At 73.1% G+C, this 14,609-nt stretch carries 13 protein-coding genes and 1 pseudogene; 6 read left to right on the forward strand and 8 right to left on the reverse strand.

All coding sequences use genetic code 11. The features are described from left to right. Window positions 1-212: 212 nt before the first annotated feature. A pseudogene (locus C1J01_RS07535) lies at window positions 213-1,070 on the reverse strand (class I SAM-dependent methyltransferase). Window positions 1,071-1,217: 147 nt separating this feature from the next. Further along, entirely contained in the window at window positions 1,218-3,650 is a 2,433-nt protein-coding gene (locus C1J01_RS07540) for an acetyl-CoA acetyltransferase (RefSeq protein ID WP_235854309.1), read from the reverse strand. A gap of 178 nt (window positions 3,651-3,828) precedes the next feature. On the opposite strand from C1J01_RS07540, the gene C1J01_RS07545 reads away from it, so the two are divergent. After that, window positions 3,829-4,662, forward strand: a complete 834-nt coding sequence (locus tag C1J01_RS07545) for an SPFH domain-containing protein (RefSeq protein ID WP_111177451.1) — start codon at window positions 3,829-3,831, stop codon at window positions 4,660-4,662. Here the strand turns inward: C1J01_RS07545 and C1J01_RS07550 are convergent. Then, on the reverse strand, window positions 4,643-5,485 hold the full coding sequence (locus tag C1J01_RS07550) for an alpha/beta fold hydrolase (protein ID WP_111177453.1): 843 nt from the start codon (window positions 5,483-5,485) through the stop codon (window positions 4,643-4,645). The genes C1J01_RS07545 and C1J01_RS07550 overlap by 20 nt on opposite strands. Before the next feature lie 106 nt (window positions 5,486-5,591). Here C1J01_RS07550 and C1J01_RS07555 point away from each other — a divergent pair, with 106 nt between their 5' ends. Together C1J01_RS07555 and C1J01_RS07560 are read left to right on the forward strand one after the other, a co-directional pair. Next, window positions 5,592-6,506: an NAD(P)/FAD-dependent oxidoreductase gene (locus C1J01_RS07555; RefSeq protein WP_181448619.1), complete on the forward strand. Its 915-nt coding sequence runs from the start codon at window positions 5,592-5,594 to the stop codon at window positions 6,504-6,506. Between the two features lie 140 nt (window positions 6,507-6,646). Continuing rightward, on the forward strand, window positions 6,647-7,198 hold the full coding sequence (locus C1J01_RS07560) for a hypothetical protein (protein ID WP_111177457.1): 552 nt from the start codon (window positions 6,647-6,649) through the stop codon (window positions 7,196-7,198). A 6-nt stretch (window positions 7,199-7,204) separates the two neighbouring features. On the opposite strand, the gene C1J01_RS07565 is transcribed toward C1J01_RS07560, so the two are convergent. Further along, window positions 7,205-7,987 carry a BBE domain-containing protein gene (locus tag C1J01_RS07565; protein ID WP_111177459.1) on the reverse strand — a complete coding sequence of 261 codons (783 nt, stop codon included), beginning with the start codon at window positions 7,985-7,987 and terminating at the stop codon, window positions 7,205-7,207. Window positions 7,988-8,265: 278 nt separating this feature from the next. Between C1J01_RS07565 and C1J01_RS07570 the strand changes: the two genes are divergently transcribed. Further along, a complete protein-coding gene (locus C1J01_RS07570) occupies window positions 8,266-8,850 on the forward strand; it encodes an HD domain-containing protein (protein WP_111177461.1) in 585 nt (194 codons plus the stop codon). A gap of 8 nt (window positions 8,851-8,858) precedes the next feature. On the opposite strand, the gene C1J01_RS07575 is transcribed toward C1J01_RS07570, so the two are convergent. Together C1J01_RS07575 and C1J01_RS07580 are read right to left on the reverse strand one after the other, a co-directional pair. Continuing rightward, on the reverse strand, window positions 8,859-9,179 hold the full coding sequence (locus C1J01_RS07575) for a nuclear transport factor 2 family protein (protein ID WP_111177463.1): 321 nt from the start codon (window positions 9,177-9,179) through the stop codon (window positions 8,859-8,861). A 140-nt stretch (window positions 9,180-9,319) separates the two neighbouring features. After that, window positions 9,320-9,877 (reverse strand): GNAT family N-acetyltransferase, encoded by a 558-nt coding sequence (locus tag C1J01_RS07580; protein WP_111177465.1) that lies wholly within the window; start codon window positions 9,875-9,877, stop codon window positions 9,320-9,322. A 306-nt stretch (window positions 9,878-10,183) separates the two neighbouring features. Between C1J01_RS07580 and C1J01_RS07585 the strand changes: the two genes are divergently transcribed. Together C1J01_RS07585 and menC are read left to right on the forward strand one after the other, a co-directional pair. Further along, window positions 10,184-10,945: a GNAT family N-acetyltransferase gene (locus C1J01_RS07585; RefSeq protein WP_111177467.1), complete on the forward strand. Its 762-nt coding sequence runs from the start codon at window positions 10,184-10,186 to the stop codon at window positions 10,943-10,945. Further along, window positions 10,945-12,045, forward strand: coding sequence for an o-succinylbenzoate synthase (gene menC, locus C1J01_RS07590; protein WP_181448620.1), 1,101 nt, complete (start codon window positions 10,945-10,947; stop codon window positions 12,043-12,045). Before C1J01_RS07585 ends, menC begins: the two co-directional genes overlap by 1 nt. Here the strand turns inward: menC and C1J01_RS07595 are convergent. Together C1J01_RS07595 and C1J01_RS07600 are read right to left on the reverse strand one after the other, a co-directional pair. Beyond that, entirely contained in the window at window positions 12,035-12,712 is a 678-nt protein-coding gene (locus C1J01_RS07595; protein ID WP_111177469.1) for an ABC transporter ATP-binding protein, read from the reverse strand. The two genes, menC and C1J01_RS07595, sit on opposite strands and share 11 nt — an antisense overlap. Then, on the reverse strand, window positions 12,709-14,609 hold a 1,901-nt coding region (locus C1J01_RS07600), incomplete at its 5' end, for a dipeptide/oligopeptide/nickel ABC transporter permease/ATP-binding protein (protein ID WP_328589604.1). The genes C1J01_RS07595 and C1J01_RS07600, both read right to left, overlap by 4 nt.

Consider the following 14,609-nt stretch of genomic DNA (forward strand, 5'->3'; position numbering starts at 1 on the left):
TCCCGTCGAGATCGGCGATCCGCACACTCCTTCGGGCAGGCGGCGGTCCCCCGGCGCCGCCGACGCGATGGCGCGGGCGGCGTCGCCCATCTCCTGTCAGTCGGCGGTCGCCCGTTTCCTGCCGGGCTGGCGATCGACCGCGTCATGCCGAACTGGGGTCACCCGCTTTCCGCCGGACGGTGGTCGCCCGCTTCTGCCGGGTGGCCCGATGGTCACCTGCGGACGCGGGCGCGGGCGAGCATCGCCAGGCTTGCTGGGCGCAATGGGTCGGATCGGTTCCAGAGGCGGGCGTCGACCGCGTCGCGCTGGCCGACGTGCTCGACCGCCTCGAGGCCGTGTTCCGCCAGCAGGGACGCCATGTCCTGCGGCCCGAGACATGTCAGCCAGGGCTCACCCTGGCCGGCCGAGAAGGACATGATCGCCTCCGCGTACGCGCGGCCGTCGGCGTCCCGCAGTTCGTCGGGGACGATGTGGTCGATGACCGCTTCGGTGCCGGAGGCGAAGCCGGCGATCAGGTCCAAGGTCGCGTCGATGGCCGCACGGGTGAGGTACATCGTGACCCCGAGCCAGCTCACGAACGCCGGCCGGGACGGGTCGAACCCCTCCTGCGCCAGTCGGCCTGCCGGTGAATCGGCCTCCAGATCCGCCGGGACGAAGGCCAGCGCGGGCGGGACGGCGATCCCCGCCTCGGCCAGTCGCCGGCGTTTCTACTCCTGGGTCGCGGGATGGTCGACCTCGAAGACGCGGAGGCGTTCCGCATGCGGTGAGCGGTAGGCGAAGGTGTCCAGGCCCGCGCCGAGGACGACGTACTGCGCGACCCCGCGTCGGACGGCGTCGGCGAGGCGGTCCTCGGTGTAGCGGCTGCGCGTGACGGTCATGGTCCGCGCGCTGGAGAGGATGAGATGGTCGCCGTGCTCGCGGTGGTAGCCGATGAGTTCCTCGGCGCGATCGCCGAGAAGGGCTCGCGCCACCGTGTCGCGGAAGATGAGAGGTTCGCGGTCGACGACCAGGTGGGCCGCCCGCGCCGCCGCCGCGGTCAACGCGGTCTGGCTCGGTTCTCGGTTGTTCATCACGGCCGAGAAATTACTTTGGCTTTTCTTTGATGACAAAACGAGAATAGCACAGAAAGAAAAATTATCTAAGACATGAACAATTGCAATTTGATTTCGTGCAGCGGGATTCGTGGTCTGGCGAGCGGCCGGCGCCCCGCGCGGTGGTCAGCGGTTGTGCCAGTGGGGTGGGCGGTTCTCGGTCATGGCTCGCCAGCCCTCGGCGGCGTCCTCGGTGAAAAGGGCTTCGTCCAGAGCGGGGGACGGGTGGGTGATGGCGTCGATCGGGTCCGGGATGGCGGCGGTCTCGGACAGGATCCGGAGTGAGGCGCGTACGGCTGGGGGTGCGACGGCCAGGAGGTCCTGGGCCAGGGCGCGGGCGCCCTCCAACGCGCCGCCCGGTTGTGTCACGCGGTTGACCAGGCCGTGCCGGTGGGCTTCCGCGGCCGTGAGGTGACGGCCGGTGAGGACGAGCTCCGTTGCCAGCTTGGCGGGCAGGGCGCGGGCCAGCCGGACGAGGCCTCCTCCGGTCGCCACCTGGCCGGCCCTCATCTGGTCCAGCGCGAAGACGGCGGTCTCGTCGGCGACGACGAGGTGGCAGGCGAGCACGACCTCGAAGGCGGCCCCCAGGACGGGGCCGTTGACCGCGGCGATGACCGGCTTCGCCATGCCACGCCGAGCGGTCAGTCCTGCCAGGCCGGTCTTCGGCGGGGGCGGGCTCACCACACTCTTCGCCGAGGGCCGACCCGACAGGCCCGACTCCGGCTCAACCCGATCCGACGGGCTGGGCTTCGGCTCCGGGCGGTTGGAGAGGTCGTCGTTCGTCGGGAGCGGGTCGGTGGGCGTTCCGGTGAGGATCGCGACCCACAGGTCAGGGTCGGCGAAGAAGGCGTCGAAGACCTGGTCGAGCTCGTCGTGGGCGGCTTCGAGCCGATCGACGGCGACCTCGAGGACGTGCCCGTCGCGGCGGACGTGCACGTGCGCGTAGTCGTCGCGCAGGCCGGCCGGCCGGGGCGGGAACAGCTCGTCCATCCGCGCGTCCCCGAGCGTGACGCGGTTGCCGAAGCCGAAGGAGCGTACGTAGACGCGGCGGCCGATCGGCTCGCCGGTGGTGAGCAGGTCGAGCACCGCGTCGTCGCCGTCGGCGGTCATGGCGAGGAAGCGGCGGCCGTCGGCCTTCAGCCGTCCGACGACGATGCCGGTGCGCCTGCCGTCGCGCCCGTGCTTGACGGTGTACGTCTCGATGGTGGCCCAGCCGTCAGGGTGGGCCACCTGCCCGACGGCCGGCCAGGAGTCGATCTCGGCCTGGAGGGTCGCGCTGCGGCCGGGCAGCCAGGGCGCCGGGGTGGTGGAGTAGACCCCGGCGGAGTACTTGCTCAGCATGCCGCCGTTCGCCCCGACCAGCCCGTACGCTCCGGGTTGCGCGCGCATCCGCCGCACGATCTCGGCGATGGCGTGCAGCGAGTAGGCGTTGCCGGGTCCGCCGAAGAACGGCAGGCCGCCGGTCACCGTCAGCTCGCGCGAGCCGTCCATGGGCAGCCCGAGGCCCTCGCAGACGTGGGAGACCGCGATCGGGAAGCAGCTGTACAGGTCGATGGCGGCCAGGTCGCCGGCACCGATGCCGGCCAGCTCCAGCGCGTGGCGGGCGGCCATGACGGAGGCGGGGCCCCTGCTGAGGTCGGCGCGTTCCAGCAGGTCGCGTTCGCGCAGGTCGGCGTGGCCGTGCAGGAACACCCAGCGGTCGCGCGGCACCCCCAGCCGCTCCGCCTCCTCCACCGATGTCAACAGCACGGCCGCGCCCTGGTTGACCTTCTCGCGGGCCACGAGGTATCGGGTGTACGGGTCGGCGATGGGACGGTTGCGCTCCGACGGGGTGACGAGCTCCTCCGCCGTGCGTTCGACGGGCGCGGCGGCGTGGGGGTTCGCGGCGGCGATCTTCGTGAACGGCGCGAACAGGGCGCCCATGCCGGCGGCGTACTCCTCGCGGCTCTGGCCGAGCCGGGCGCGGCGGGCGTTGTCGAACAGGGCGTACTGGGTGGGGGCGTCGGTGAGCCCGTGCGCGATCAGCGCCCGGGAGACGAGCCCGGCCAGGCCGTACCCGCGGTCTTCGAGGTCGCCGTCGACGTTCTCGGTGAAGTCGGGCCGGTCCGCGGCCCCGGCGAGGTGCTGGGCGGTGGAGATCGCCTCGGAGCCGACGATCAGGGCCGCCCGGGCGCCGCCGGCCGCGATCGTCGCGGCCAACTCGTTGACGAGATGTTGCGGCGACTGGCCGCCCACCACCTCGAGGATCGCCCGCCGGGGCGCGGCGCCGATCCGGCGGGCGACGGACCTGGGGTAGTTGGCGGACCTGCCGAGGGGCGCCCGCGCGCCCGGCGTGGAGATCTCGAACTGGCGCACGCCCGCCACCGTGTCCACGGCGGCGGCCACCTCGGCGGGGTCGGCGCCGGTGTCGGCGAGGGCCTCGCGCGCGGCGGCCGCGCCCAGCTCGACGGCCGACAGCCGCTGGTAGCCGGGCTCGTCGATCCGCTCGGACGCCTGTCCTGCGCCCACCAGCACCGGCGTACGGGGATCAACACCCTCGAACCGCTTCAAGCCCACCACCAGACACAATTTATAGACGCATTCCGTCCCAAAAGTGCCGAACAACGGGAGCGTAACCGCGTCCGCGAGGCCCGGCAAGCATGATCGGCGGGACATTCCCGAATCGGGACCGGTATCAACCCCGTGCCCCTATCATCTCTGCCCTCTTCGCAGACCGATTCCAGGCAGGAGATCCTCAGTGAAGCGCTTCATCCCCCCATGCCTGCTCGCCGTCGCCGCCCTGTCGGGCTGCTCGATCACGAACGTCGAGCCCGACGAGGGCGGCATCGTCTACGACGCGGGCATGTTCAGCTCCACGAAGTTCCAGGAGTGCCTCAGCCCGTCCACCCGCGACATCTCCGGGCCGGGCGACGAGGGCTACCGCTACCCGAACGGCCAGCGCACGTACGACTTCTCCGGCCGGGACGAGTCGGAGGGCAGTCAGATCACGTCGGTCAGCCGGGACGGCCAGGTCATGACGATGTCCGGCGGGCTGACGTTCTACTTCTCCGCCTCCGACTGCAAGAAGCTGCAGTCCTTCCACGAGAACATCGGCAAGAAGTACGCCGCCTACGAGTCCGACGGCTGGACCCGGATGTTGCAGTTCTACATCGGCAACAGCGTCGAGCGGGCGATGGACGAGGCGACGCTCAAGTACAACTGGCGCGACCTCTACGCCGACCCCGCCAAGAAGGCCCTGTGGGAGCAGGACATGGCCAAGCTGACCAACCAGTACGTGGCCGCCCTGACGCAGGGGCAGTACTTCGAACGGCTGCAGTTCATCATCCGCCAGCCGGAGCCGCCCGAGGCGATCGTGAACGCCCAGACCGAGACGCAGGCCGCGCAGGAGCGGCAGAAGGCCCAGGAGGCGGAGAACACCCGCGCGCTGACCGAGCTGAAGTCGCTGGAGCAGCTGGCGAAGGTGCTCGGGCCGCAGGGCGCGATCCTCTACAAGGCCATCCAGGACGGCAAGATCTCGATCGTCCCGGTGCCGACGGGCAGCGCCGTGAACGTCACCCCGAACAACCCGTGAGGAACGCCGCCACCGTGGCGGTGAACCGGCCGGGATCGTCGAGCCACGGGTAGTGGCCCGCTCCCGGCTGGACGACGTACTCGGCGCCGGGGAGCAGCGCCGCGAGGCCGGCCACGACGCCGGGCAGGGAGTTGAGGTCGAGCTCGCCGGCGAGCACCAGCGCCGGCGCGGGGAGGGAGCCGAGCGCGGCGCGGATGGCCTCGGGGTCGAACGCGCCCTCGACGGCGAAGACGGCGGCGGCCTCCGCGTTGCGGCGACCCTCCTGGGCGGCCAGGTGGGCCTGGGCCCGGGCGTCCCATCGGCCGTAGAAGAAGGGGTCGACGGCCTCCCAGTCGTCGCCGTCACCGGCCACGATCGCCTCGAGGGCGGTGTACGCGGGGCCGAACCAGGGCTCGTCCGCGCGGAGCCGGGCCGCCTCGAGCCGCTCCCGGCCGGTGGGGGCGAGGGCGACGGCCACGGTGCTCGGCGTGATGAGGGCGAGCCTGGCGACGCGCTCGGGGTGCCGGACGGCGTACAGGAGGGCGAGGTTGGCGCCGGCGCAGTGGGCGAGCAGGTCGATCCGGTCGAGGCCGAGGTGCTCGCGCAGCGCCTCGACGTCGCGGACGAGCCGGTCGCAGCGGTACGAGGCCGGGTCGGCGGGGGTCGCGGACCGGCCGGTGCCGCGCGGGTCGTGCAGGACCAGCCGCCGGTGGGCGGACAGGCCGCCGAGGTCGCCGAGATAGCCGGCGTCCTGCGTGCCGCCGGGCAGGCAGATCACCGGGCTCCCCTGGCCGGAGAGGTGGTAGGCCAGCTCGGTGCCGTCGGGCGCGGAGAAGGAGGGCATGACCGACGAGCGTGTCAGCGCCGCACCCGCCACGGCAACCGATTATCTCCGTCTCGCATTCCGATACAAATTTGCTCACGATACGGACACCTGCTTGGGTGACCCCATGAGGACGAGTGAGGTCATCGTGGTGGGCGGCGGCGTGGCGGGGCTGCAGGCGGCGCTGGTGCTGGCGCGTGCGCGTCGCGCCGTGACGGTCGTCGACGGCGGCGAGCCCCGCAACGCGCGTTCGCACGCCGTGCACAACCTGGCCGGGCACGAGGGCGTGGCGCCGGGCCGCCTGCTGGAGCTCGCGCGCGACGACGCCCGCCGCTACGGCGCCGAGATCGTCCCCGGCCTGGTGACGGAGGCGGAGCGGGAGGGGCCGCGATGGCAGGTCGGGCTGCGTGACGGCGGCAGGGTGCTGGCGCGGGCGCTGCTGCTGGCCACGGGAGTGACCGAGGAGCTGCCGCCGGTGCCCGGGCTGGCCGATCTGTGGGGCGGCGACGTGGTGTCGTGCCCGTACTGCCATGGGTGGGAGGCGCGTGACCGGGCGGTCGCGGTGGTGGGGGCGGGTGAGCGGGCCTGGCGGCAGGTGCTGCTGCTGCGGCGGTTCACCGGCGACCTCGTCCTGCTGACCAACGGCCCGGCCGGGTTCGACGACGGGCGGCTGGAGTGGTTGCGCGCGGCGGGCGTCGCCGTGCGGGAGGAGCCGATCGCACGGGTGCTCGCCGACGGCGGGCGTCTCGCCGGCGTCGAGTTCGAGCACGGGGAGTTCCTGCCCCGGGCGGCGGTGTTCGCGGCCACGGCCCGCCGCCCCGCCTCGCCGCTGCCCGCCGCGCTCGGCTGCACGATCAGCGGCGCGGCCGTCGTCACGGACGAGAACGGCCACACGGGGGTGCCGGGGGTCTGGGCGGCCGGGTCGTGCGCGTGGCCCGCCCTGACCGTCGCGGGCTCCGCCGGCCACGCCACCACCACCGCGATCGCCCTCAACGACGCCCTTCTCGACGAGGACACCGGTCTCGGCTCTCCAGGTCGGTGAACCAGCTTCATCGCGATCGCCGGCCCGTTGCCCGGACGGTGGAAGGTCACCGGCCGCCGCGCGCACGACACGGATCGCCGGTTCCAGGCGTGCCCGGACCCCGTCCGAGGGAGGAACCGGGAGCAATAGGATCATGCCGCATGAGCCTCATTCAGCGGATCAAGGACGACCCCGAGCTCGCCGATCTCCTCATCCACCCGTTCGACTTCGACCTCGACCGCCCGTACTGGGTGGGCGAGGAGGAGAGGCTGCGGTCGGGGCAGCCGAAGGAGGCCGTGGCGGGCATGGCGAGCGGCTGCGGCTACTTCTTCTGCGGCGAGGGCGGCGAGGAGCGCCCGGTGCTGTTCCTGTCGTCCGACGGCATGACGAGCCTGGTCGCGGAGAACCTCACCGATCTGCTCACCCTGGTCGTCGCCGCGCCGTGGTGGCTCGACTGCCTCATCGGCTGGCGGGGCGGCGTCGAGGCGATGCGCGCGATCTCCGAGGAGTGCCGGGCGGAGTTCGTCGAGGAGGACTTCCCCCGCCTCGCCGAATGCCAGGAGCGGGTGGCCGCCGCGCTGGGGCTCGACCTGACGGCCGACGTCATGGGGCGGCTGCTGGCAGCCGCACGGCGTACCGACCCGGACTTCATCCTCGTCCACGACGAGGGTCACGAGCTGACGCCGATGGTCCCGGCGGACGCCTCCGTCTGAGCGCGGTCAGGCGGGCACGATGTCGTGGTTCACGCGGAACAGGTTGCGCGGGTCGTACCGTTTCTTGATCGCGGCGAACCGGTCGTGGCGTTCGCGGCCGTAGGCGGCCCGCAGCTCGTCCGGGGTGGCGCCCTGGGCGGCGGTGAGGAGGTTCGCGTTCATCTCGTCCTGGGTCCACGGCGCCGGCGTCCCGGCCAGGGCGTCCAGCTGTTCGCGGAAGGCCGGGGCCTGGTCGGGGGCGCCGGCGCCTGAAGCGATCACCGCCCATCGCGCGTTCCGGCCGGACACCGCGTTCGGCACCGCGGGCGGGCGTGCCGGCGCGCCGTCGAGGAGCCGCACCTCGACGAAGCCGAGCCGTGTCCCCGAGTCGGGACCGATCTCCCCGAGGAGCGCGTCGGCGGCCTCGCCGGGGAAGTCCCGCAGCGCCGCCGACCGCTCGACCCACGGCGCGGGCCGGGGCGCGTCCATGTGCGGGCGTACGGGCCATGCGGTAGGGCGTGCCGGCGATCGTGTCCAGCACGGGCGGCGCGACCAGGCGTTCGGCCTCCTGCCCCGGCAGCAGGGCGGAGAACCGTACGTGCGTGACGAACGTCCCCCGCAGGGGCTCCGGCGCCCCGGGCAGCGGGGCCGGCGCAGGAACGCGATGGAGGACGTCGCCTCCATCGGCAGGCCGGTCGTCCACTCGCGCCAGGCGTGCAGCACCCGCGCCGCGTGCTCGCCGGCGAAGAACAGGCCGCCGCCGTAGAAGCGCTCGACCGGGAAGAGGCCGAACTCCAGGGCGGTGACCACGCCGCAGTTTGCCCTTGCCGCCGCGCAGCGCCCAGAACAGGTCCGGCTCGGACGTGGCGGTGACCCGGCGCGGCTCTCCGTCCGCGGTGACGTCGACCGGCCGTACCGGGGTCATCAGGTTGAAGGTGGCGCATTCGGCCGGGTCGTGTCGTACGAGGTCATCGTCTCGGCCTTTCTTCTCCCGTACGTTACACATAGTGTGTGTAACGATTGGAGGCGCCTCGATGACACGCGTCCGGAACCGGGATCACGGCCGGGTGGCGTGAGAGCCTGAGCGCATGTTCCCGGAGACTCCCGCCACCGCGGCGGCCCTGTCCGTGGCCAGGCGTTTCTACTCGTCCGCGCTGCTCAACCACTGCGTCCGCTCCTACCTCTGGGGAGCGATGTACGCGAGCGAGCACGGCATCTCCTACGACGACGAGCTCTACTACGTCTCGGCGCTGCTGCACGACATCGGGCTGACGGAGACGTTCGACAGCCACACGGTGCCGTTCGAGGAGGCGGGTGGGCGCCTCGGATGGGTCTTCGGGGTGGCGGCCGGCTGGCCGGCGGATCGGGCGGCCAGGGTCGAGGACGTCATCGTGCTGCACATGCGCGACGACGTGTCGGCGCTCGCCGACCCCGAGGCTCACATGCTGCAGGTCGCCACCAGTTGGGAGGTGGTCGGACGGCATGCCGGGGAGTTCGACGCGGACACGCGGGCGCGGATGCTCGCCCGCCATCCCCGCCTGGGGTTCGGCACGGAGTTCCTGGCGTGCTTCGCCGACCAGGCGAGGCGCAAGCCGGACAGCGCCGCCGCCGCGTCGGTCCGCAACGACGTCGCCGGGCGGATCGCCGCCAACCCCCTCGAATCAGCCTCCTGACCGCCGCCTCAGCCGGTGATGCGCATCAGGGTGATGCGGTCGCCGCTCACGGTGAAGGCGAAGTCGGACGGGCCGTTGAAGCCGTCGCCGCCGACCTGGGCCGACACCGTGGTCGTGGCGCCCGACCGGCGCACGGCGGTGACCTTCAGGCTCGCCCGCACGCCGATGAACTCCTTGTCGCTCCAGCCCCTGATGGCCGGGTGGCCGCGGAAGATCCGCCCCCAGTCGTCCACGGCTCCGTCATCGGTGAAGAGAGCGAGGAAGGCGTCGGTGTCACCGGCGTTGGCCGCGTCGACCGCCTGCTGGACGACGGGAGGCAGATCAGTCATGAGCGTTTCCTTGGTGCGGGTCCTGGGTCGCCGGCCGCATGGGCGCGGCGGGCCCATGCGGTCGTGTCCGTCCAGGATCACAGCCCGGCCGCGGCGATGGAACCGGCGGGCCTCGGGTTGCGGACCCCAGGTTGCACGGGCTAGGCGAGGCTCTTGTGGTAGACGCGGAAGTCGCACGGGGTGGCCAGCAGGGGCGCCAGCTCCGGGTAGCTCTCGGCGACGTCGCCGACGCTGACCATCCGGTAGCCGAGCCGGCCGTACCAGTCCGCCAGGAACTCCTTCGACGGGTGCGACCAGGTCTGCGGCGCCAGCAGCTCCAGCTGCATCACGCGGTGGCCGTCCACCCGGGCGCGCTCCTCGGCGAAGCCGACCAGCGCGCGGCCCGCGCCGATGCCGCGGTGCTCGGGCGCGGCGGCGAGCATCCCGAACTCGCCCAGCTCGTCGCTCAGCCGCTGGACGCGGACGCATCCGACGACCCGCCCGTCCAGGCGGGCCACGGCGATCTGGCCGGCCCGGGTGAACTCCGCGAGCTCCGCCGCGCTCGTACGGGCGGCGCCCTCGCGCCACAACCCCTTCTCGGCGTCGGCGTACACCGTGTTGACCAGGCCGGCGAGCATGGACATCAGCGCGGCGTCCTCGGCCTCCCGCTCCGCGAGCAGCTCCACCACGAGCCGCGGCGGCCGTTCGTCTTCCCGCATGTGGTCCCTCCTGACATCGGGAAAAAAACACCCTTCAGTGCACAAAACGGCAAGTCTACGCACGGGCCGCCGACGGCGAATCACCCGGCCCGGTCGGCGACCTGGGGCTCGCCGGGCGCGAGCCGTGCCATGGCGCGGGTGGTGTTCCCCGAGCTCCGGTCGGCGCGTGCACGGCTGTGAGCCCGGACCGCCGTCCCGTTCGCCGCGACGAACGGACCGCCTCTCATTGGTCGTCCGGCACGAATCGGCCCGCCCGCACCATGACATACCGTCGCCAGTGAACATCCCAGAAGGAGAGGCGGCAGGTTGATCGCGGTCAGGGAACTCCATGAGGTGGCGGAGTTCGAGCGGCTCCTCGCCCTGTACGAGGACATCTGGCACTTCGAGCCGGGCGACCCGCCCATCACGATCGAGCTGCTGCGCGCGCTGTCGCACGCCGGCAACTACGTGGCGGGGGCGTACGACGGCGAGCGGCTCGTCGGCGGCTCGGCCGCCTTCTTCGCCGCGGACGGTTCGCTGCACTCCCACATCACCGGCAGCGCCGCCGGCCGCGGCATCGGCCTGGAGCTGAAGCTGCACCAGCGCCGCTGGGCGCTGGAACGCGACGTGCGGCGCATCACGTGGACCTACGACCCCCTCGTGCGCCGCAACGCCCACTTCAACCTCGCCAAGCTGGGCGCGCGCCCGCAGGAGTACCTGCCGTGCTTCTACGGCGTCATGAACGACGCGATCAACCACGGCGACGAGAGCGACCGCCTGCTCGCCTCCTGGCAGCTGACCGCGCCCCACGTGGAGGCGCTCGTGCGCGGGGAGCCGCACGACGTCCCGAGGCCCCCGGACGCGGCGGTCGCGCTGGCCGACGAGGACGGGCGCCCCGTGACCTGCCGGGCCGACGCCGCGACGGTGCTGGTCGCGCTGCCCGCCGACATCGAGGCGTTGCGCCGCGCCGACCCGGGCATGGCCAAGGCGTGGCGGCACGCCGTGCGCGACGTGCTGGGCGGCCTGATGGCCGACGGCGCGGCCGTGACGGGGTTCTGCGAGAAGTCCTTCTACGTAGTGGAGAGATAGTGAAGATCACCGGAGTTGAGCTGCGCCGGATCGCGATGCCGCTGGTGGCGCCGTTCCGCACCTCGTTCGGCACCGAGACCACCCGCGACATCCTGCTGGTCCGCGTGGTGACGCCGGACGGCGAGGGCTGGGGCGAGTGCGTGGCGATGTCCGAGCCGCTGTACTCCTCCGAGTACGCCGACGGCGCCGCCGACGTGATCCGGCGTTTCCTGCTGCCCGCGCTGCCGCGCACGCTCGGCGTCAACGACGTGGCCCGCGCGCTGGAGCCGATCAAGGGGCACCGCATGGCCAAGGCCGCCCTGGAGACGGCGGTACTGGACGCGCAGTTGCGGGCGTCCGGCGAGTCGTTCGGCCGGTTCCTGGGCGCGGCCCGCGACCGGGTGCCGTGCGGCGTCTCCGTCGGCATCATGGACTCGATCCCGCAGCTGCTCGACGCCGTGGCGGGCTACCTCGACGAGGGGTACGTCCGGATCAAGCTGAAGATCCAGCCGGGCTGGGACGTCGAGCCGGTGCGGGCGGTGCGCGAGCGCTTCGGCGACGACCTGCTGCTGCAGGTGGACGCGAACGCCGCGTACACGCTGGTCGACGCCCGGCAGCTGGCCCGCCTCGACGCCTTCGACCTGCTGCTGATCGAGCAGCCGCTGGCCAACGACGACTTCGTCCAGCACGCCAGGCTCGCCCGGCAGCTCAAGACGCCCATCTGCCTGGACGAGTCGATCGAGTCGGCCGAGCACGCCGCCGCGGCGATCGCGCTCGGCTCCTGCTCGATCGTCAACATCAAGCCGGGCCGGCTCGGCGGCTACCTGGAGGCGCGGCGGGTGCACGACCTGTGCCGGGCGAACGGGATCGCCGTGTGGTGCGGCGGCATGCTGGAGACCGGCCTCGGCCGGGCCGCGAACGTCGCCCTGGCGGCGCTGCCCGGCTTCACCCTGCCGGGCGACACCTCGGGCTCGCGCCGCTACTACGCCACCGACATCACGGCGCCGTTCGAGCTGGAGGACGGCCACCTGCGGGTGCCGACCGGCCCGGGCCTCGGCGTCGAGCCGCTGCCGGAGGTGCTCGACGAGGTCACCACCTCGACGGAGTGGATCACCCTCTGAGCCGCGGCACCGCCGCCAGCAGCGCGCGCGTGTAGTCGTGCGCGGGCTCGCCGACGACCTGCTCGGCGGGCCCGTGCTCGACCACGCGCCCGCGGTGCATGACCGCGATCGTGTCGGCGACGTAGCGGACGACGGCGAGATTGTGCGAGATGAACACCATCGACAGGCCGAGCTCGTCGCGCAGCTCCCGCATCAGGTTGAGCACCGCTCCCTGCACCGACACGTCCAGCGACCCGGTGATCTCGTCGGCGACCAGCAGCGCGGGCTCGCCGCCGAGGGCGCGGGCGATGGCCACCCGCTGACGCTGGCCGCCCGACAGCTCGCGCGGGTAGCGTCCGGCCAGCTCGGCGGGCAGCTGGACGAGGCCGAGCAGGCGCGGCACCTCGGTGGCGCGGCGCCGCTTGGCGATCCCCTCCCCCACCGTCTCGCCGACCGTCATGCGCGGGTCGAGCGACGCGTACGGGTCCTGGAACACCATCTGCACGCGCGGGGCGCCCGTGATCCTCCCGGTGTACGGGACGAGCCCGCTCACGGCCCTGGCCAGCGACGACTTGCCCGATCCCGACTCGCCCACGAGGCCGAGGACGTGACCGTCGGGGATGTCGAGGGTGACGTCGTCGACCGCGGTGAAGCCGCCGTAGCGGACGGTCAGCCCTTCGATCCTCACGACGTGACCTCCCAGCAGGCGACCCGCTGCCGCGGGCCGTGGACGACGAGTTCGGGGCGTTCGGTGCGGCACCGTTCGGTGGCCAGCGCGCAGCGGGCGGCGAACGCGCAGCCGGCGCCGACCTGGGCCGGGGCGGGCTGGGTGCCGGGGATGCCGGCCAGCGGCCGGCTCCGGTCGGTGTCGAGGTCCGGCAGGGACGCGATGAGCGCCCGCGTGTACGGGTGCGCGGCCCCCGCGGCCAGCCGGTCGGCGGGCAGTTCCTCGACGACGCGGCCGGCGTACATGACGACGACGCGGTCGCACAGCTCGCCGACGACGGCGATGTCGTGCGAGATGAACAGCAGGGCGGCGCCCGTCTCCTCGACGACCTCGCGCAGCAGCTTGAGGATCTGCCGCTGCACGGTCACGTCCAGGGCGGTGGTGGGCTCGTCGGCGATGATCAGCCGGGGCGTGCCCATGAGGCCCATCGCGATGACCGCGCGCTGGCGCATGCCGCCGGACAGCTCGTGCGGGTGCTGGCCGGCCTGCTTGGCGGGGTCGGGCAGGTGCACGTGGCCGAGCCGGTCGACGGCGCGGCGGCGGGCGTCCGCCCGGCTCGCGCCCTGGTGCACGACGGCCACCTCGGCGAGCTGGCCGCCGACCCGCAGCGCGGGGTTGAGTGAGGCCATCGGGTCCTGGAAGACCATGGCGAGCGCGGTGCCGAGCTCCTTGCCGGACATCTCGGCGACGTCGGCGCCGCCGAGGCGCAGCCGCCCGTACGTGACGGCGCCCGGGTAGGGGACGAGGCCGCCGATCGCGGCGGCGGTCAGGCTCTTGCCGCTGCCGGACTCGCCGACCAGTCCGACGATCTCGCCGGGGGCCACGGTCAGGGACAGGCCGCGTACGGGGGTGGAGCCGCCGGGGAAGGAGACGCTCAGGTCGCACACCTCGAGGACGGCATCCGGGTCGGGCTCACCCTCGGCCCGAGGGGGTTCGGGGCGGGCGCCGTCCTGCCGAGCGGCCGAGGAACGGGCGGCGGCCCTGGCCAGGGTGTCGCCGAGCAGGTTGAAGCCGATGCCGGCCAGCGCGACGAGCGCCGCCGGGCCGAGCGCCACCTCGGGATCGACGTAGATGCGCGCGAACCCGTCGAAGAGCAGGCGTCCCCAGTCGAAGTCCGGCGGTTGCACGCCGAGGCCCAGGAACGACATGCCGGCCAGCCCGAGCAGCGCGCCGCCGAGCGCCTGGGCGAGGTTGAGGATGAGCGGTTCGGCGATGTTGGGCAGGATGTGCCGGCCCAGGACGCGGCGGCGCGGCACGCCCAGCATGCGGGCGGCGGCCACGTAGTCGGCGCCGGCGACGGAGGCGGCCAGGGTCTGGGTGAGCCGGGCGAAGCCGGGCGCGATGGCCACGCCGATGCCGAGCACCGCGCCGCGCGCGCCGAGTCCGGCGATCACGGCCGTGAACATGGCCAGCAGCAGGCCGGGGAAGGCGACCAGCGCGTTGACCAGGCCGGTGACCAGCCGGGCGCCGCGCCGGGGCAGCACGGACGGCAGGGCGCCGAGCAGGATGCCGAGGACGGCGCCGATGAGCGTGGCGGCCAGGGCCAGGGCGAGCGAGTAGCGGCCCGCCACCAGGACGCGGGCCAGCAGGTCGCGGCCCAGGTTGTCGGTGCCGAGCGGGTGCTCGGCGGAGGCCCCCTGGAGGATGGCACCGGCGTCGATGCGCTCGGCGGCCTCGCCCCAGATCAGCGGGCCGATGACGGCCAGCACCGCCATGAGCGCCACCAGCACGCCGCCGATCACCGCCGACGGGCTCCGCCACACACTCCCCTTGGCGAACGCCCTCCGCCGCACCGAAGCCGAGGACTCCGGGGCGGGGGGATCGGAGGCGGGATGGTTCATGGCCTGTCTCTTATACA

The sequence above is a fragment of the Nonomuraea aridisoli genome (assembly GCF_003236395.1).
In the GTDB taxonomy this organism is placed as follows: domain Bacteria; phylum Actinomycetota; class Actinomycetes; order Streptosporangiales; family Streptosporangiaceae; genus Nonomuraea; species Nonomuraea aridisoli.

Excerpts from the sequence above, each read along its gene's own strand:
- C1J01_RS07560 (WP_111177457.1), top strand. The coding sequence starts at position 6,647 with ATGAGCCTCATTCAGCGGATCAAGGACGACCCCGAGCTCGCCGATCTC.
- C1J01_RS07580 (WP_111177465.1), bottom strand. The coding sequence starts at position 9,877 with ATGCGGGAAGACGAACGGCCGCCGCGGCTCGTGGTGGAGCTGCTCGCG.
- C1J01_RS07570 (WP_111177461.1), top strand. The coding sequence starts at position 8,266 with ATGTTCCCGGAGACTCCCGCCACCGCGGCGGCCCTGTCCGTGGCCAGG.
- C1J01_RS07555 (WP_181448619.1), top strand. The coding sequence starts at position 5,592 with ATGAGGACGAGTGAGGTCATCGTGGTGGGCGGCGGCGTGGCGGGGCTG.
- C1J01_RS07575 (WP_111177463.1), bottom strand. The coding sequence starts at position 9,179 with ATGACTGATCTGCCTCCCGTCGTCCAGCAGGCGGTCGACGCGGCCAAC.
- C1J01_RS07550 (WP_111177453.1), bottom strand. The coding sequence starts at position 5,485 with ATGCCCTCCTTCTCCGCGCCCGACGGCACCGAGCTGGCCTACCACCTC.